Origin of the sequence: Chitinophaga skermanii (assembly GCF_003259335.1) — a bacterium.
Classification (GTDB): Bacteria; Bacteroidota; Bacteroidia; order Chitinophagales; family Chitinophagaceae; genus Chitinophaga; species Chitinophaga skermanii.
The window spans coordinates 286,453-305,016 of sequence record NZ_QLLL01000005.1; the positions used below are offsets into that span (position 1 = coordinate 286,453).

The window sequence follows — 18,564 nt, forward strand, 5'->3', positions numbered from 1 at the left end:
GAATAAAAAAAGCCACCTGAGTTAATCAGATGGCTGCTATTGTGAGTTTTTTAAACTTATGTTACTTAGGCAATTTTACTCCTTTCAGCGCCTCATTTACTTTGGCCTGTTTCTCAGGAGCAATTTTCTTTAAGTCAATTCCAGAACTTTTGTCATCTATAATCAGATTGACTTCCTGCTGAAATAAACTGCTGTTGTATTTGATGATTTTCTTTGCCATAACAGTAAATTTATAGCTTTCTTTTGATTAAAAGACCTGTAATAGATATATTTTTCCTGAAAGGAATAATGCCATTATCAGTTTGACAATAGATTTCAAATTTGGAAGATAATTCCTCTAAATTAAGTCCTATGGCCATTCTGTATAGTCTGGTTCTCCCATTGGTACTACCAGTAAAGAAAATGTATCTTTCTGGATGCCTGTTTAAATAGCTTATTCAGCAGCATAAGCTACAGTTGCTAATACCTTATTTCTATCCCCATTATCACTTACAGAAAAATCGTTGATTTCTCCATCCACATCTATATCTCCCAAAACAAGATTATAAACCTCAGCATATTCTGTAGGTATAAATGCTATCCTTTTGGGTATTACTTTATAGCCAATGCTGAAGAACTCAAATATAGTGTAGTTATCCCTTATGTACAGGTCTTTGTACACTTCATATTGCATGCTGTGGATTAAGTAAATGAATAAAAAAGGCCAGCCTGAAAAGACCAGCCATTCTGTTTTTTGTGGAACTAAAAAAGGCCAGATATAGATATATCCAGCCATTACTTACTAACCCTTGTTCTATGTAATCAACTTAAAAACCAGCTATGACGCTGATTCCCTAATGCAAATTTTATCTGTTCAGTGAATTGATAAGCATTTAAAGACCTATCCAGAAAAGTATCGATGTAGGAACTTTTATTAGCACCAGTAAACAGATTGTATAACCTCCATAAGTTGATACTACCATCATCAGACCTACAGAAAGATTCATCTTTGTAGTAGTCTTTACAGATAGCAGAAATCTGTGTATCACCAAATTGTAGAGGATAAATATCAGCTTTAACTTGTGCTGGCAGATAATTGTACAGCTTACATCTTCCAATAAGCTGCACAAACTGCCTTTCTGTAAGCTGATAATTTGCGAGGGATTTTAATTGTGCAATTTGTCTGGCTGCATCATGCTGTTGAAGTAGGCAGTATATGGCATTTTGTAATTCCTGCATATTCCTAACTGTCAAATCAGCTTTAAACCCATCTGTGGATACGCACAAGTTGGTACAAACCTTATTCTGGAAGCCAATAAATACTTTGAAATGTTCATCTGCTCCTTTCTTGTTAGAAAGATTGTCCAATGAATAGGCTTTAACTCCTCCAATGGTCAGGTTTAACCTGTTTCCTGCTACATCAGTAGAAATGGTAGGTACTTCGATGATAAAAGCCATCCTTTCATAATACAGCGTCTTTTCATGCTCTAACAGGTCTTTTGCAGCCTTATCTTTTGCCTCTGGTATTCAGCCCTTGATTGGGTGAGATAATCTGATAGTGGGGCTTAAAATAGTTTCCCCTTTGAATAGATCAGTGATTATCTCTGTTGTAGCGTCAATGAAGTCGCAATGAGAAATTAAAGGTTCATTATCCTTCGCAAAGCAAGGAATCGTGTGATCTTTCCTGATTTCCTGAAATGAAAATTCTTCTGTATTAGCTTGTAGGAATGGTTTCGCAGTAGATACTTCTGCATAATCAATATAAGTTCTACTATGTTGAAGTGCCATAAGTTCAGTATGTAGCATGTGTGATTTTTTTAACTTTTGCAGAAAAAAAGAAAGGCAAATCCTTTACAGGACTGCCTTTCTTTTGAATAGATGATTGATGTAATTGAGAATGATGATGCCTGAATCAAGGCTCATATTCATACCTGTGTGTGAGTGTTACAACCTCTCCTGTAGCTGGAATTGCGTATTCGTAAGCAGCACATTCTTTTTTGACGATTGTACCTGATATTTGCTTTCCAATCATGAGCTTTGCAGTTGCTTCATCCAGTCTGGTAGGCATTTTACATTTTTTTATGTCCACATAGAACTTACCTGAATTGGATTGAAAAACTTCTATATTCCCAACCAGTTCAAAGTTTATAAACTGTTTCCCATCCCCACTTTGAGCGAGGTAATAATTTTTGATAGTAAGCATCGTGAGAAAGTATTTTTGAATTAAAAAATTGATTTATGGCAAATGGGGAATACTGTGCAACCCCCAAAATTAGGCTGGGGATGAGTGATGGGGTGGCCATTATATTAATACGATTATGCCATATATTTTAATAGGAAGTAAAAAATTGGCTGGTGAAATTTTTTGCTGAATAGTGGCTATAAGAGCATATGGTTATATTTATGTATATTCCCAATATAATCCTGAATCATGACCTTGAAGGAATTACTGATAAGCAACCCAGACAGGCATTTAACTTATGTAGAGTATTTAACAACAGAGGAATGGGATAGTAAAAGAAATGAAATGAAATAATTACAAGAGATGGGTATCTTTGTACGAATTGTAATAAAGCAGCTACATTTTATCTTAAGAATTTTAATTCTCCTACGAAATATCACTTCTGGAATATTGCTGAACAAGAGAATAGAATCATCCCTTTAAAAAGTGCAGAGAAATCACACTTAATCCATGCTGATAAGGCTTATCATTTAGAAGTACATCACAAGAAATATATAATTAACAGATTACCCTGGGAATATAATAATGATGACCTGATTACTTTTTGCAATCACTGCCATGCTGAATTCCATCAGAATAATAAGGTGGCTGTGTATAGTGAATTTGGTCTAACTATGCTAGAATATGAAATATGTGATAGATGTAATGGATATGGTTATTTACCAGAGTATAACCATATGCAAAATTGGATTTACTTTAAATGTAATGGAGAACGATATCTTAAATCTTTAATTAGAGAGTAGGCAATAACTTAAACTCAGATTTTAAAATTGACAGAAGGTAAAAGTACAGTTCCGATGCCAGCTTTAAGTGTCAATGATGAAACATGTTCTCTTATGAAGGGATATATAATTGCGGGTGCATTTACTTTTTTAAAAGCTTCTTCTGATAAAACTGCATCTCCTGCCTTTTCAAATAGCCCAACCATTTTAATTCTTATTTGAAACGCAATTTCTTCATTCTGTACTGCTTTGAATTCCAATGTCATGCTGACAGTAAATTTACTCTCACTTACTTCCTCATCGGATACTTCGTTTTCAATTGAGATTTGATTGTCAAATCCTCCCTCATTAAAAGAAATATGGGGTTGGCGAGAAAAAGTTGATTCAACCAAAAAAATATTATCAATTTTATAACCAGATCCTTTTTGTTGTTGTTCCATATAATTTTTTAAGCAGCCATTGTAAAATCATCGTCAATAAATACTTCACTGTTCCTGTCATCTGATCTTGGTGACAGAACAATATTAACAATATTTTGATAGTCTAAATTGAACTCTGTTTTACTAAAGCTTACTTTAAATGATGTGTCACAAGACTTTATTAGTGCAGAAAAATTAGGCAGCTCTACTAATTCCGTAATGCTGGGGAAAAGTATGTCCGTAGCTTTAAACTTGTCCAGATAAAAGGAAACTTTTTCTGAAAAATGGAAATCTAAAATAGTATACTCAGCGATTTTATTCCATTCAAGTTGTGGGTTAGTTACTTTTAAGGAGGAATCTGAAGATATGAATGCAATATCTTCTAATTCGTACCTGCCTTTAAATTCCAAGGATATTGGTATCCAAGCATTGTCTAGCTCCTTATTATTATAATATTCATAAATAGGAGTCAATTCCACAATATGGGTATTGATGGATTCATTAAATTCATATTTTATTGTAATATATTGAAATTCAGAGGCTAATTTTTCCAAATTTTCCTTAATGAATTCAACAGGAATATCGTGAATATTAGACATTGTTTTAAATTTTGTTAACGAGAGTTGCAATGCTTTGAGCTTTATTGAGAGCCTCATGTACCTCTTCTTGGGCTATAAATTCGTCAGAGTAATCAGCTTTTTCTCTCAGCTTTTTTAATTCAGGAAAGTGCTTTTGATACCATTTGTAGTCCTCCATATTTACTTTCGCTATTTCAATTCCTATCAATTTTGATGCCTGCAAATGCGTCCCCGTATTATTGTTTTTTGTATCTGCAATAAATTGTGCCTTATCATATTTCTTTTTTGTAAATAATACGTGCAACAGATTCTGCAAACAATAATAAAAAGAACAATGTACACTACTACAGTATATATGTTTGTCTATCAATAGCTTTGCAGAAATGAGATTTTGATTTGCTTTTTCTTTAAAACTTGGTGCATTACTCATGTAGTTCTTAAGTAACCGTATTGAAAAAAGGGATAATATTTTTGGGAATTCACGCAACAATAATAACAAAACTTTTTATAAAAACCCCAAAAAATATATAAAGGTTTAAAAAATCATTTAAAATCCCCTTAAAAGACAGCTTATTCACTTCGTAATTAATTATGTTAATAGTACAAAATAATAATGCAATTAAATGGCAGTTTCATGAATTGTTTCAGGATCAGTGCAAAAAGAAAATGTTACTTCAGAATCCTATATTTAAAAACGCTTTGGATGCAATCAAGATTATAAAATTTATAGGAACTATTAATAGTTTTTTTGATTAAAAGTGATAGGGTATCACCGAATTGGCAAGAGAGCTCTTGTTTTTCTATTTACACATTTTGAAATTCGATAGATTATCTTCGATTTATTCCTCCAAAAAAAGAAACGATTAAGATTTTTTTCAATGCTATTTGCAATGAAATTCATCTAATTTAATTTTGTTTCCACAAATTTTAAAAAGACTGTTCAATATGGGATTTGCCCAACAGTCGAGAGGATTTTATTAATCACCTTAAACGAAAAAATTATGAAGAAAATTTAATGCCCACAGTCAGCTATAACATATAAGCTGATTGTAAAATCGTTATTGAAATGAATCAATTCAATTTCTTGATTCCTGAAAACCTTGATTTAGACGAGATAATCAAGAACAACCCCATTGTTGACTTTAAGAGCTTTAATAGAGAAAAACTGCTCTATGTCTTACACCTTCTGGCAGATATTCCATCGAATAACAAAGATTTGGCAAATGAGGAGGGCTATGTACCCATTAATGCTGAAATCCTTAAACAGTGGATAAATAAGGGGTATTCGCGCTACCTGAAATACTTAATTGATGCTGGAATTATTGAGACAGATAATCAGTTTGTTGTAGGATTGAAGTCAAGAGGGTACAGGTTTTGCCCTGTTTACCAACAGCCATTAAAATCAATTCCTGTTACTAATTCCATCCTGCTAAAAAAGATGGCTAAACGAAATCAGTCAATTTCAGCAGAGTTAACTATAGATGAATTACCTAATGGAATTGATTTGCCTGCCATTGCAAGAAAATATTTGCCAATTGAAAGATGGTACAATACTGGTGGGCTGAAAATTAATGATAAGGCTGCCCATTCATACAATGCTGAACAGTTTCTACTAAAGAAATCAGATCGCTCAAAATGGGATAAAACTGTTTCTGCAAGAGGATTTGAATGGAAAAACCCATTTATACAGTATTTAGGGGGGGATTCCAATATTGAAAAAATTAAAAATGGCCAGTTTAACGCGCATTTTGATAAAAATGTGTTTAGATACCATTCTGCTTTGACTTCCTGCAAAAGAGAGATCAGAAATATCATTACCTATGATGGTGAAAGGTTGGTTGCTATTGATTTATCCAATAGCCAACCCACACTGCTTACCTTACTATTGGATCATGAATTCTGGTTGAATGAATCGAAGGGAGGAAAATTGAATTCTTCAGATATTCCTTACCTATTCATTAATCCAATATTCTCTACCAACAACCCATTTACCAATTTCATTACTCTGGTAAAAAAGGCCCAGAATAATAGAATAACAGAAGGGGGTGAGTTGTGGAATTATTATAGAATGGTGGGAAGTGGAAATTTCTATTATGAATTTCGCCAGTTACTTAAAGAAAAGATGGGATCAAATTATGCCACGAATGATAAAGTAAAACCAATGCTATTTACTGATAACAGATTTATTGGTCAGAAAGGAGCCAAGCCCAAAAGGATTTTCAGAAATTTGTTTCCCACCATATACGAAATAACTTCTCGCATAAAAAAACATGGGGCTAAGAATTTGCCAATTTTGTTGCAGCGAATTGAAAGTTACATTATGTACCATAAGGTTGTACCTTGAATAACAAGAGAAAGAGGTTATTTACCCATCTTTACACTGCATGATTCAATGGTTACATTAGTGGGGCATGAAGATTATGTAGAAAATGTAATGAAATAGGAATTTGGCAAATGCTTGGGCTTTTCTCCCCATTTTAAACGAGAGTATTGGAGTGAAGAAGTGCTGAAAATTGCAGCTTAGGTTTAATATAACAGGTGCAGTACATATCTCTGCACCTGTTTATACTACCTGCTTGACAGAAAACCTACCAGTATTAAAATCAATAATCCTGCTATAATCTGGCCTATGGTGTTCTGATCTAAATCAACAATTATTACACTTAATAGTCCCCCTAATCCCCAACAAATCAGCAGTAACAAAGGAATGCTGAATGCTATACTTAAAATTTCCATGAGTGCCAGATTTAAAAGATTTCTGAGATTTTCTTCCTCAACAGGTTGAAATCATAAAGAGGACATTCATCAACCAGATTCAGATACTCCTGTGTTCTTGTCAAGTTGGAGTGATCCAGTAGCTTGCTGACTACTTCAATAGGTACGCCATTATTCAGGGCCACTGTTAACCCAAAAGTTCTTCTGACCACAATAACAGTTACTTTCTTTGAGATGCCTGCTAATGCGATTATCTCAATTAAGTATTTATTAATACTGTGGCTTCTGATATAGGGTAATAGTTTTTTCTTTTCTGCTTTCTTTTGCCAGTTGTATTTTTCAAGAATTTTCAGCGCTGGTGGAAGTAATGGAATAGGGATTCTGTCCTGTAATATAATCCAGTGTTTGCCTTTTTTATCAACCTGAATGTTGGTTTTGGTAAGAGAAAGAATTTCTGCGTAACCTAATCCTGTAAAGCATTGGAACAGAAAAAGATTTTTTGCTATTTCCATTATCTCACTGGTTGGCTTTATTGCCATCACTCTTACCAATTTTTCCATTGTGAGGATAGTAATCTTACTTTTCCCATACTGTGTTTGATGAGTTTTAAAGGGGTTAGCATCTAACCAGTTATTTTGCACACCAAAATTGACAAATATTTTGAGGTCAATAGAATGTTGCCTTACTGTATTGGGCTGGTGATTCAGCACATTCAGAAGGTAGTTTTCAAAGTCGATAATAAATTCTGGTTGTAAGTCAGAGAGGTTTATATCCTGTTGGTTGTACTGGTATTTCACAAAACTTTCCAGCTTTTTAGCACTAAGTAGATGTTTTTTATATGGCCCAATTGCTCTGGTATTGCCAACTGCATCCTGCATTTCATTTTGGTGGAATGCTATAAGTTCAAATAGTGTTTTATTTTCCATGATAGTTTGATTGGTGAGGTGAGGAAATGAAAAAGCCCTACCAGTGCTTACTGATAAGGCTTTTAATGTAGAAGTGATTACTTTATTTATCCAGTTGGGTTTTGTCAGACAGTATGGATTTTAACTGCTGCATATCCTGACTAATCTTCGTATCCACCACTTTAGCATATACCTGTGTAGTTTTAAGGTTGGTATGCCCCAGAAGTTTAGATACACTCTCAATAGGCACACCATTGCTCAAAGTAATAGTCGTGGCAAAAGTGTGTCTGGCCAAATGGAAGGTGAGTTTTTTAGAGATGTCACATATATCCCCTATCTCCTTTAAATAAGCATTTATTTTCTGGTTGCTTATTATTGGAAATATCTCTGCTGCTGCATTTTCAAGATATGGCGTTAATATAGACAATGCTTTGGGGAGTAAGGGAACACTGGTTCTGACATTGGTTTTCTGTCTGAATGTATTAATCCACTTTTCACCATCCACACCAGTGACAATATTAGCAGGTTTAAGCTGACTCACATCTGCATAAGCAAGGCCAGTATAGCAGGAAAATAGAAATATATCTCTTACCCTGCATAGCCTGGCATTTGAAATGTGTTTAGCCTCTATTTTGCTCAGGTCTTCATTGGTGAGATAGCCCCTTTCTACAGCCTTTATAGAGCATTTGAAGTTCCTGAAAGGATTCACTGTAATCCAGCTATGTGCAATGGATAGATTGACTATTTTTTTGAGATGCTGGATATATTTAATTGCAGGATTATGGATGATCTGTTCTGTTACTTTCAGGTATATTTCAAAGTTCACCACAAACTCATGGTTTAGCTCCTTCAAAAATATATCCTTTCGCTTGTAGTACTGTTGAATATACTTAGTAACCTTATTCTGTAGGGTTCTGTATTTTGTTAAGGTTGCCCTGCTGTTCTTTGTGCCTACATCTTTCAGTAATAAGTTATCATGATAAGTAAATGCTTCCAGCAGTGTTTTCTTCTCAATGTCTTTCCCTGCCAGTCTTTGCTTAATAACCTCAATGGATATAGAAATTTCCTGCTCATTCAGGTTATTATGAATTTGGAGAATTCTGGTCTTTAATGCAGCAAGGGACTTATTAATTTCCAGTGATTCAGGCTTGTTTCCTTTTACCAGGTACTTTTTCCCATCCCATGATTTTTCGTCAATAAATAAGCCTGTATTGTGATTCAGCCTTTTTCCCTCATAGCTTATTCTGGCAAATATGGGAATGATTCCTTTTGTGGTCTTTCTGGATTTGTATAAAAAGAAGCTGATAAATATTCTTGTTCCCTCCATTTTTTTAAAAGGTTATAGCGCTCCTTTTTAAAGAAATGGCCTAAAGGTGTAAATATGTATTTACTTGATATAGAAGTTATTAAATGGTATTTTACTGCTACCTCGAAAAATATGTACTGCTACCTTCAGTGCTACCTCCAAACTGAATATATAGCACGATTTATAAGCAGCAGAAAATTAAAAACAGTAATACAGTAAAATGTGTGATCCTTTAAAACCCTTTGTAGTAGTGGTTTTCAACTTGTCCTAAAACAAAAAGCCCCCAGATCTTGCGACCTGAGGGCTTAAAGCTTGCGGAAGAGAAGGGATTCGAACCCTTGAAACCCTTTCGAGTTTACACACTTTCCAGGCGTGCCAGTTCAACCACTCCTGCACTCTTCCAGGGTTGATTGGGGTGCAAAGATAATCGTTTTGTTTAATTATCCAAAAAAGCCCGGTCACCCGGGCTTTAATTCAGTTATACTTGCTCTTCAATCGTTAATTCCCCGCGAAGAGGAACCTCAATCAAGCGCTTAATCTCGTCATGACTCAAATGCTGACCCAGCAAGAACATCAATTTGGTAGTCGCAGCTTCGAAAGTCATATCATGACCGCTTACGATACCAATATTCTGTAAGTACTGGCTGGTTTCGTATTTGCCCAATTCTACAGAGCCACCATCACATTGGGTAATGTCTACGATGATGATACCGCGTTTAATAGCGTTTTCCAAACACTCAATAAACCAGGGTTGCGTAGTGGCATTACCGCTACCAAAAGTTTCCAAGATCACACCACGTAGGCCTTCCACGTTTAAGATGGACTCTACTACTTTGCGGGTAATACCAGGGAAAATCTTCAGTACACTGATATTGGCATCCAACTCCTTGTGCACCTTTAATGGAGCGGTTGGAGATGGCAATACGTAATTATGTTTATGCTTAATATCGAAGCCGGCTTCTGCTAGGGCCGGGTAGTTCATCGAGTAAAATGCTTCAAATTTCTCGGCATTATACTTCTTCGCGCGGTTACCACGGAAGAGCATAAAGTCGAAGTAAATACACACTTCTGGTACCATCACCGTGCCGTTAGAATGCTTCATAGAAGCAATTTCCATAGCAGTAATGATGTTTTCCTTGGCATCCGTTCTAATCTTACCAATCGGTAATTGGGAGCCTGTTAAAATCACGGGCTTCGATAAGTTTTCTAGCATAAAACTTAATGCGGAAGCAGTGAATGCCATCGTATCCGATCCGTGTAAAATCACGAACCCGTCGTAACGATCATAGCGATCCTCAATAATGCCGGCTAATTCCGACCATATCTCCGGTTGCATGTCCGATGAATCGATCGGTGGATTAAATGCGTAAACGTAGAAGTCTATTCCCATGCGGTACAGCTCGGGCAAATTGTTGCGGATCTCGTTAAAACCAATCGGTCTGAGCGCCTTCGTCTTGTCGTCGTAAATCATCCCCACGGTACCTCCGGTGTAGATGATGAGAATTTTAGTCATTGGCCGGTTTTAAAATGCAATGCAAAGGTATTACCTAATCAATTAGAGCGTTTTGAATAATTTCCTAGCATTGGTGGACGTTATGGCCGCTACGTCCTCAATTTTTAGATTTTTTACATCTGCGATCTTTTGAGCCACTAATGGCAAATACGCACTCTCATTGCGTTTGCCACGGTAAGGTACAGGCGCTAAGTACGGGGCATCCGTTTCTAACACAATATGCTCCATCCCAATTTCCGCTACAATAGCATCCAAACCAGCCTTCTTAAACGTTACTACGCCGCCAATGCCCAGCTTAAAACCTCCCATGTCGATAATCTCACGGGCTTCCTCCAAAGTGCCGGAAAAACAGTGAAATACGCCTGTTAAACGGCCATCATGGAGCTTTTTTACTATATCAATACACTCACGGGTCGATTCGCGGCTATGGATGGCGATCGGTAAATCGTGTGCTAAAGCCAGCTTAATTTGAGTTTCGAAGGCATGGTATTGCTGTTCCACGAACGTCTTATCCCAATAAAAATCCAACCCAATCTCGCCCACAGCATAAAATTTTCCCTTTTTTAACCACTCCGCCACAATAGCCAACTCATCTTCTACGTTCTCTTTCACGTAACATGGGTGCAAACCCATCATCGGGAAACAGTTCGACGGGTAATTTTGCACTAGCTCCAACATTCCGGCAATAGATGAACTATCAATATTTGGCATGTATAATTCTTGTACACCCGCATCCAATGCTCGTTGTACCATAGCCGTCCTGTCAGTCCCGAATTCTTCCGAATACAAGTGCGTGTGGGTGTCGATAAAGTTCATTATATATTCTTTTTTTATTATGAAATTCTTTCAATAACTTTAGTAAAAATAACCATATGTATATGGTGACGGTACGCAAAGTTACCATTACCTGCACAAAAAATCTATCAATGAAAAGCTATTTTAACACTAACAAAGTACTTACAGGTGCTGTATTAAGCGTATTCGCCGTAACTGTTTTCTTTGCTTGTAAGAAAGATGATAAACAAAATGAAGACGTTAGCGATAACGCCGTTATTGCCGTGGCTACACAGCAATCCGAAGCAGCCGACTTGTACGACGATGCTTTTGATATCGCCGTAGCTACCAATGCCAACAACCAAGGCTCTCTCGGTCGCCAAGCCGCTAACGAAATCGAAACAGCCATCAATTCAAAAATATGGTATTGCGCCAGCGCCAGTGTTAGCATTACACCGCTCGACCTTACCACTTGGCCCAAAACAGTAAGCATCAACTTCAATACCGGTTGTACCGATAGTAGCCGCACACGCAGCGGTAAAGTAAACATCGTACTCAGCAAACCGTTGTTGCAAACTGGTGCTACTGCTACCATTACGTTCGAAAGCTATAAAGTAAATGGTATCAGCATTCAAGGTAAAGAGGTAATCACCAACCTCAGCGCTAACAATGCCCTCGCATATAGCATCGCCGTAACTGGTGGTAAAATCACTTACCCCGATGGTAGCTGGGCTACATACGATGGTACCCGCACGGTTAAACAAACGGCCGGTGCCAATACATTGTTGAACTTGTTAGATGATGTATTCTCAGTAGAAGGTAGTGCCACTGTTAGCAATTCTAATAATAACAGCGCTTCCGTAGTAATTACGAAACCATTGGTGCGTAAGCTGAATTGTGGTTATATTTCTGAAGGTACTTTGAAGATTTCTGTGCTTTCACAATTTGCTACAATCGATTATGGTAACGGCAATTGCGATAACAAAGCATTGCTTACCTACAACAACAAAGAGAAAGAGATCATTCTCACTAAATAGATAAACGTACTTTTTTTGCTTGCTTAAAATAGGTCGTCTCTACTTTGTAGAGACGGCTTTTTTCGTTTAATACGGCCCACTAGTCAAGCTTTTCCATGCTCCAGCCTTGCTTCTTACAAAACTCAAGCACACGCGGTAAAGCATACTCCAATCTTTCAAACGCCTTTTCACTATCGTGAAACACAACAATGGAGCCTTTCTGTACCTTAAATACCACGTTCTGTACACACTGCTCGCCGGTAATGTTCGTGTCGAAATCAGCACTTAACACATCCCACATAATAATCTTGTAGGGCGGCTTTTGTGTAGTGAGTTGCTTGATTTGAAAAGGAGAAATTCTACCATATGGTGGACGAAATAGGTGAGAATCAATATATTTCCGGGCTTCGAAGATATTCGCTAAGTATTTGTCAGTACCTACTTTCCAGCCATTTAAGTGGTTATGGGTATGATTGCCTACTGCATGCCCTTCATTGAGAATTTGCTGGTAAATCTCGGGGTGGTTCACCACGTTCTTCCCAATACAAAAGAAAGTGGCTTTCGCATCATATTTCTTCAACTGCTCCAATACAAAAGGCGTAATGGTAGGGTGGGGACCATCATCAAAAGTGATATACACCTTCGGCGCCATAGGCGACAAACTCCAAGTACAACTTTTATAAATAGCCTTTAAAAAGGACGGTGTTTTCGTAAAATAGAACATATGTGAACTTTTATAGCGCGATATCGTAAAGGTATGACGTAAAATTTTATAGTGTATTTTTCTCTTCCCCATCTTCCTAATCAAAACATAAATTTTACCTTTGCCGTCTATGGCACACAATAAAGTAAGAGTGCGCTTTGCGCCAAGTCCCACAGGCGGTTTGCACCTTGGAGGTGTGAGAACCGTGTTGTTTAACTATTTATTTGCTAAGAAACATGGCGGCGAGTTTGTGCTTCGTATTGAAGATACGGACCAAACACGTTTTGTAGCCGGTGCCGAAGAGTATATCCTCGAATGCCTTGAATGGTGCGGCTTAATAGCTGATGAAGGTCCGCATATCGGTGGCCCGTATGCGCCTTATCGCCAAAGTGAACGTAAACAATTATACCGCCAGTATGCCGAGCAATTGGTAGAAAATGGCTATGCATATTACGCTTTCGATACGCCAGATGAGTTGGAAGCAATGCGCGACCGCGAGAAAATCAATGGTAATCAAAGTCCGCAGTACAATCATCATATCCGTCATACCATGCGTAACTCGCTCACTTTAACGAAAGAAGAAGTGAACGAATTATTAGCGAATAACACGCCGCATGTAATTCGTATTAAAATGCCAACCGACACCAGTGTAACCTTCACCGATATGATTCGTGGTGAAGTTACCTTTAACTCGGGCACGGTAGACGACAAGGTATTATTGAAAGCCGACGGTATGCCTACATATCACCTTGCCGTGGTAGTAGACGATTACTTGATGAAGATTTCGCATGCCTTCAGGGGTGAAGAATGGTTGCCTTCGGCACCGGTTCATATCTTGTTGTGGCGTTATTTGGGTTGGGAAGATGCGATGCCTGAATGGGCGCATTTACCGCTTATTCTTAAGCCAGACGGTAATGGTAAATTGAATAAAAGAGATGGCGACCGCTTAGGTTTCCCTGTTTATGCCATGAACTGGACCGACCCACGTAGTAATGAATTTACCCGTGGTTTCCGTGAAATGGGATTCTTGCCAGAAGCCTTTGTGAACATGTTAGCGATGTTGGGTTGGAATGATGGTACGGGACAAGAGATTTTCTCTTTTGAAGAATTATTACAAAAATTCAGCATCGAACGTGTACACAAAGCCGGTGCGAAATTCGATTTCGAGAAAGCGAAGTGGTTTAACCATCAATATATTCAGAAGAAAACGGGCGAGGAATTGGCAACATTATTTGCGCCGGTTTTAGATGAAAAAGACATCCAGGCTGATCCTGCAACGGTGGCCGTGATTGCTAACTTGGTAAAAGATCGTTTACATTTTGTAAACGAGATTTGGGATCAAGGGTTCTTCTTCTTCCAAGCACCGACCACCTTCGATAACGAAGCCGTGAAACCGAAATGGACCCCAGAAAAGCAAGCATTCTTCGAAGAATGGATGCAACAACTGGCTACTGTTCCTACATTCGACCTTGCTACCATCGAAAGCAGCTTCAAAAACCTTGCTGCTGAAAAAGGTATCAAAGTGGGCGAATTACAATTGCCTTTCCGTATCATGCTAACAGGCGGCAAATTCGGCCCTGCCGTATTCGCCATTGCAGAAGTACTGGGCGCTGTTGAAACAATTGCTCGTATCAAAACAGCTTTACCTACTTTCCAAGCATAAGTTTTATCTACAAATAACTAAAAGGCTGATTAATACATTTGATCAGCCTTTTTTACGTAGCTACCTACACGAGAACCTTATGGTCTTGCCCAGGCCTAATATTTATTTACTGGTAGTATTTTCAGTATTTACACTTTCATCACTATTGCTAGTAAATATTGTTATCTAAAAACAGCTTCAATACCCTGCTCTTTAAAATCTCATTTAAGACCATTTTTGGCCTGTTTTAGCGATGTTTTTCTGTAAGGTGAATGTTGTGTTGAAATAGTTTGTTTGTGTGTTAAAAGGGCTTTATTTCGAAAATTTGGATAGGCGAATTTTCGAGTTGGACAAAAAACACCTCTAATGTCCATGATTGCGACAAAAAATGCTGTAAAACCCGGGAAAGTCACCTTCTGGAACCCACTACCAGTAAGGGTCATGTCGACAAAATGCCGAGAAAAGGCTTACTAAGTGCTTGGAAATACTGGTAGTTTGTCGGTGAACAGTCGGTGGAGAGTCGGCTGAATGTCGGTTGAACCTCGACTAGCACTGGTGTTGCTTTGGTAAATAGTCGGTGAAATGTCGGTGAAGTGTCGGTGGAACCTCGGGTCAAAATCGACAAAATATCGTAGCCCTGCCGATGTTAAAATAATATTACTTGTGCCAATTTGTGCTATTTCCTGCAGTATACTGCGAAGTAGTAAAGTGCTGGAATCGAACAACATGCAAGTAGGTGCAATTGGTTTTATAATATCTTCCAATGTTATCCCAATGTTCTTCCAATGTTTCCCCAATGTTATCCCAATGTTCTGGATATATTCGACATATATTCCCCTTCGTGTTGCTAATAAGTAGGGATATATGCGCTATATTTTGCAGTGTATTTGCATTTATACCTGTTATTAGGGTAGGGGCAAACAAAAAGGCATCCCATTTAGATGAGATGCCCTTTATATTTTTTACCAGTAAATTTTAGTGTTTGCTTTCTTTTGCCCAAGTATCTTTCAACGTAACGGTACGGTTGAATACAAGTGCGCCAGGTTTACTATCTGGATCTACTGCGAAGTAGCCTTTACGTAAGAACTGGAAGCGGTCGCCTAATTGTGCTTTCGCCAAAGCAGGCTCGATGTACGCTTTCTCTACTATGTGTAAAGAATCTGGGTTGATGAAGTCTTTGAAATCGCCTTCTTCAGCCGCCGGGTTTTCTACTTTAAACAAGCGATCGTACAGGCGTACTTCTGCTGTTTCGGCGTGTGCGGCACTTACCCAGTGGATGGTACCTTTTACGTTAATACCGCTGGTGTCGCTGCCGCTTTTGCTTTCTGGGATGTAAGAACAGTAAATCGTAGTAACGTTACCGTTTTCATCTTTCTCAAAGCTTTCGCATTTTACGATGTAAGCGTGTTTTAAACGTACGCTAAGACCAACACCTAAACGGAAGAATTTCTTCGGCGGGTTTTCCATGAAGTCTTCGCGCTCGATGTACAATGTATTCGAGAACGGGATTTCGCGTGAACCACCGTTTGGATCTTCGGGGTTGTTTTCACCGTTTAATATTTCAGTTTTACCTGCTTCGTAGTTCGTAATTACTAACTTAATAGGATCTAATACAGCCATTACACGGTTGGCCGTTTTGTTCAATTCTTCACGAATACAGAACTCCAACAAGCTTAAATCGATCAAGTTGTCGCGCTTTGCAATACCGATTCTTTCACAAAACTCGCGGATACTCGCAGCTGTATAACCTTTTCTTCTAAAACCACTAATCGTAGGCATACGCGGATCGTCCCAACCAGTAACGGTTCCTTCTTGTACCAATTGCAATAATTTACGTTTGCTCATCACCGTATAAGAAAGGTTCAAACGGGCAAATTCGTATTGGTGAGAAGGGAATATATCTAATTCTTTAATGAACCAATCGTATAAAGGACGGTGCGGAATGAACTCCAACGTACAAACAGAGTGGGTAATTTTCTCGATACTATCACTTTGACCATGGGCAAAATCATACATCGGGTAAATACACCATTTGTCGCCCGTGCGGTGGTGATGTGCATGCTTAATACGGTACATGATAGGATCACGCAACAACATGTTGGGCGATGCTAAATCCACCTTTGCACGTAATACCATGGCACCATCAGGGTGCTTGCCATCTTTCATTTCGCGGAATAACTGTAAGTTTTCTTCCACGCTACGGCTGCGCGCAGGTGTAGGTTTACCTACTGTAGTAGGTGTGCCTTTGAAAGTAGCAATTTGTTCAGGTGTAGATTCATCTACATACGCTAATCCTTTCTGGATCAACGTTTCGGCATAAATATATAACTGATCAAAATAGTCAGAAGCAAATAAAACTTCGTTCCACTGGAAGCCCATCCATTTAACGTCTTCCATAATGGATTCTACGTATTCAACATCCTCCTTTACAGGGTTGGTATCGTCGAAACGTAAGTTGGTTAAGCCATTGTATTTCTGGGCTAAACCGAAGTTGAGGCATATAGATTTAGCGTGACCAATATGTAAATATCCATTTGGTTCAGGTGGGAAACGTGTGTGTACACGACCTCCATTCACGCCGTTGGCAATGTCTTCTTCAATAATTTGTTCTAGAAAATTAAGTGATCTTTCTTCGCTCATATATTTAATTTACCGAATTGCAAATGTAATATAAAGTATGTTTTCGAAAATGCAGTGGCCACACGGTTTTTCAATAAACTACCGGCCTGCAAGTGTTCACGATAGCCAAAATAAGTTACATTTACAGCAATAATTCAATGCAAATAATGGTCAACCAATTGAATAGACCCATCAGGGTATTAGTAGCAAAAGTAGGGCTCGACGGCCACGATAGGGGTGCAAAAGTAATTGCTGCCGCCCTTCGCGACGCGGGTATGGAGGTGATTTATACAGGACTTCGTCAAACACCAGAAATGGTAGTAAATGCCGCTTTACAAGAGGATGTTGACGCCATCGGGGTAAGTATTCTTTCCGGGGCGCATATGACAGTATTCCCTAAATTGATCCAGCTGATGAAAGAAAAGGGTATGAACGACGTGCTATTAACTGGCGGCGGCATCATCCCGGAAGCTGATATGCAAGAATTGTATGCCTTAGGCGTTGGAAAACTCTTCCCGCCGGGTACTAATACTTCCGATATTGCCAAATATATCGGCGAATGGACAATTGAACACAGGGACTTTTAAATACTAAAACAATAGATTATTTTTATAGGGCATCCCATTTAACGCTTAAAATCCCTATAATGTTAAAAGCCATTTTACCATTTTTAGCCCTGCTTGGCCTGTCTACAATGACCATGGCCAACAATTCCACCGCATCCACGTATGAAGAAATGCCCGGCGATACAGCCGTGCCTTCTAAGCACCACTTATCTGTAGGTGTAAATTTAGGTAACGTCGATTTCGGAACTTATAAAGGGTATGATCCTCCATATAAGTACAAAACCTTATCACCTACGCATTGGCTCACCCAAGTGCGCGTAAATTATCATTACGACTTGAGTCGTCAATGGGGCTTATTTACTGGTGCTAGCTTGTCGAAAGTAAGGTTTCAATATGAATCCGATAACAACCCATATGTAAAGCACAGGGTTGAATGGGATTACACGGCCGTGGGTGTACCATTAGCGGTTAAATTCGGCAATATGCTAAAAGATAAGTACGTGTATGCTGGGGCACAGTTTGATTATGCCTTTAAATGCAACTTTGCACAGTACTTCGATAATAAACTACAATCTCGTCGTAGTGGCGATAAAATAAGCGATCAAATTGGTGGTTTTAAGCCATCGTTAATTGTAGGTATACGGGCTGTGAGCATTGTTGGGATTCGATTCCAATATTACCCGCAAAATTTCTTACATCGTGATTACGAGGAACAAGCTTGGGAATATATAGATCAACCATATAAAGATGTTACCAGTAAAGTGATGTCGGTAGCTCTAACGATAGATTTAGGCCGAAACTTCGTGCAATCGGTGTTCAAAAAATAAAAGCCTTGCCTAGTAAGTGTTTCAAGATAATTTGAACT

18 protein-coding genes, 1 tRNA gene and 1 pseudogene are annotated in these 18,564 nt (G+C 38.3%); 5 read left to right on the plus strand and 15 right to left on the minus strand.

Going from position 1 to position 18,564, the window contains the following annotated elements; genetic code table 11:
* Positions 1 to 61: 61 nt before the first annotated feature.
* The 8 genes and pseudogenes from LX64_RS26055 to LX64_RS14470 form a co-directional block, all read right to left on the minus strand.
* Entirely contained in the window at positions 62 to 220 is a 159-nt protein-coding gene (locus tag LX64_RS26055) for a hypothetical protein (RefSeq protein ID WP_158538628.1), read from the minus strand.
* Positions 221 to 230: 10 nt separating this feature from the next.
* Positions 231 to 437, minus strand: coding sequence for a DUF6934 family protein (locus LX64_RS26485; RefSeq protein WP_394337181.1), 207 nt, complete (start codon positions 435 to 437; stop codon positions 231 to 233).
* On the minus strand, positions 434 to 775 hold the full coding sequence (locus LX64_RS14445; RefSeq protein WP_111598382.1) for a DUF6934 family protein: 342 nt from the start codon (positions 773 to 775) through the stop codon (positions 434 to 436). Before LX64_RS14445 ends, LX64_RS26485 begins: the two co-directional genes overlap by 4 nt.
* Before the next feature lie 26 nt (positions 776 to 801).
* A pseudogene (locus LX64_RS14450) lies at positions 802 to 1,785 on the minus strand (DUF3871 family protein).
* Positions 1,786 to 1,891: 106 nt separating this feature from the next.
* Complete coding sequence (locus tag LX64_RS14455) at positions 1,892 to 2,182, minus strand: hypothetical protein (RefSeq protein WP_111598383.1); 291 nt, start codon at positions 2,180 to 2,182, stop codon at positions 1,892 to 1,894.
* A gap of 796 nt (positions 2,183 to 2,978) precedes the next feature.
* A complete protein-coding gene (locus tag LX64_RS14460) occupies positions 2,979 to 3,383 on the minus strand; it encodes a protein-export chaperone SecB (protein WP_111598384.1) in 405 nt (134 codons plus the stop codon).
* Between the two features lie 8 nt (positions 3,384 to 3,391).
* Entirely contained in the window at positions 3,392 to 3,961 is a 570-nt protein-coding gene (locus LX64_RS14465) for a hypothetical protein (protein ID WP_111598385.1), read from the minus strand.
* Positions 3,962 to 3,965: 4 nt separating this feature from the next.
* The gene (locus LX64_RS14470) at positions 3,966 to 4,370 is read right to left on the minus strand and encodes a HEPN domain-containing protein (protein ID WP_111598386.1); all 405 of its coding nucleotides are present in this window, start codon (positions 4,368 to 4,370) and stop codon (positions 3,966 to 3,968) included.
* A 636-nt stretch (positions 4,371 to 5,006) separates the two neighbouring features.
* On the opposite strand from LX64_RS14470, the gene LX64_RS14475 reads away from it, so the two are divergent.
* Positions 5,007 to 6,284: a hypothetical protein gene (locus LX64_RS14475; RefSeq protein WP_111598387.1), complete on the plus strand. Its 1,278-nt coding sequence runs from the start codon at positions 5,007 to 5,009 to the stop codon at positions 6,282 to 6,284.
* Between the two features lie 403 nt (positions 6,285 to 6,687).
* Here the strand turns inward: LX64_RS14475 and LX64_RS14480 are convergent, their stop codons facing one another.
* From LX64_RS14480 to LX64_RS14500, 5 genes are all read right to left on the minus strand, one after another.
* Positions 6,688 to 7,581 carry a site-specific integrase gene (locus LX64_RS14480; protein ID WP_111598388.1) on the minus strand — a complete coding sequence of 298 codons (894 nt, stop codon included), beginning with the start codon at positions 7,579 to 7,581 and terminating at the stop codon, positions 6,688 to 6,690.
* An 82-nt stretch (positions 7,582 to 7,663) separates the two neighbouring features.
* Positions 7,664 to 8,887, minus strand: coding sequence for a site-specific integrase (locus LX64_RS26060; RefSeq protein WP_158538629.1), 1,224 nt, complete (start codon positions 8,885 to 8,887; stop codon positions 7,664 to 7,666).
* Between the two features lie 294 nt (positions 8,888 to 9,181).
* A tRNA-Ser gene (locus tag LX64_RS14490) sits at positions 9,182 to 9,268 on the minus strand.
* 76 nt (positions 9,269 to 9,344) lie between these two features.
* Positions 9,345 to 10,379: an asparaginase gene (locus LX64_RS14495; RefSeq protein WP_111598389.1), complete on the minus strand. Its 1,035-nt coding sequence runs from the start codon at positions 10,377 to 10,379 to the stop codon at positions 9,345 to 9,347.
* Between the two features lie 42 nt (positions 10,380 to 10,421).
* A complete protein-coding gene (locus LX64_RS14500) occupies positions 10,422 to 11,195 on the minus strand; it encodes a TatD family hydrolase (protein WP_111598390.1) in 774 nt (257 codons plus the stop codon).
* 110 nt (positions 11,196 to 11,305) lie between these two features.
* Between LX64_RS14500 and LX64_RS14505 the strand changes: the two genes are divergently transcribed.
* Positions 11,306 to 12,190 (plus strand): hypothetical protein, encoded by an 885-nt coding sequence (locus tag LX64_RS14505; protein ID WP_111598391.1) that lies wholly within the window; start codon positions 11,306 to 11,308, stop codon positions 12,188 to 12,190.
* 79 nt (positions 12,191 to 12,269) lie between these two features.
* Here the strand turns inward: LX64_RS14505 and LX64_RS14510 are convergent, their stop codons facing one another.
* The gene (locus tag LX64_RS14510; RefSeq protein WP_111598392.1) at positions 12,270 to 12,893 is read right to left on the minus strand and encodes a polysaccharide deacetylase family protein; all 624 of its coding nucleotides are present in this window, start codon (positions 12,891 to 12,893) and stop codon (positions 12,270 to 12,272) included.
* A gap of 109 nt (positions 12,894 to 13,002) precedes the next feature.
* Here LX64_RS14510 and gltX point away from each other — a divergent pair, with 109 nt between their 5' ends.
* Positions 13,003 to 14,535, plus strand: a complete 1,533-nt coding sequence (gltX, locus tag LX64_RS14515) for a glutamate--tRNA ligase (protein ID WP_111598393.1) — start codon at positions 13,003 to 13,005, stop codon at positions 14,533 to 14,535.
* A 954-nt stretch (positions 14,536 to 15,489) separates the two neighbouring features.
* Here the strand turns inward: gltX and LX64_RS14525 are convergent.
* Complete coding sequence (locus tag LX64_RS14525) at positions 15,490 to 17,154, minus strand: glutamine--tRNA ligase/YqeY domain fusion protein (RefSeq protein ID WP_111598395.1); 1,665 nt, start codon at positions 17,152 to 17,154, stop codon at positions 15,490 to 15,492.
* Positions 17,155 to 17,291: 137 nt separating this feature from the next.
* Between LX64_RS14525 and LX64_RS14530 the strand changes: the two genes are divergently transcribed.
* Complete coding sequence (locus LX64_RS14530) at positions 17,292 to 17,720, plus strand: cobalamin B12-binding domain-containing protein (RefSeq protein WP_245952679.1); 429 nt, start codon at positions 17,292 to 17,294, stop codon at positions 17,718 to 17,720.
* A 59-nt stretch (positions 17,721 to 17,779) separates the two neighbouring features.
* The gene (locus tag LX64_RS14535; RefSeq protein ID WP_111598397.1) at positions 17,780 to 18,526 is read left to right on the plus strand and encodes a hypothetical protein; all 747 of its coding nucleotides are present in this window, start codon (positions 17,780 to 17,782) and stop codon (positions 18,524 to 18,526) included.
* Positions 18,527 to 18,564: the final 38 nt, after the last annotated feature.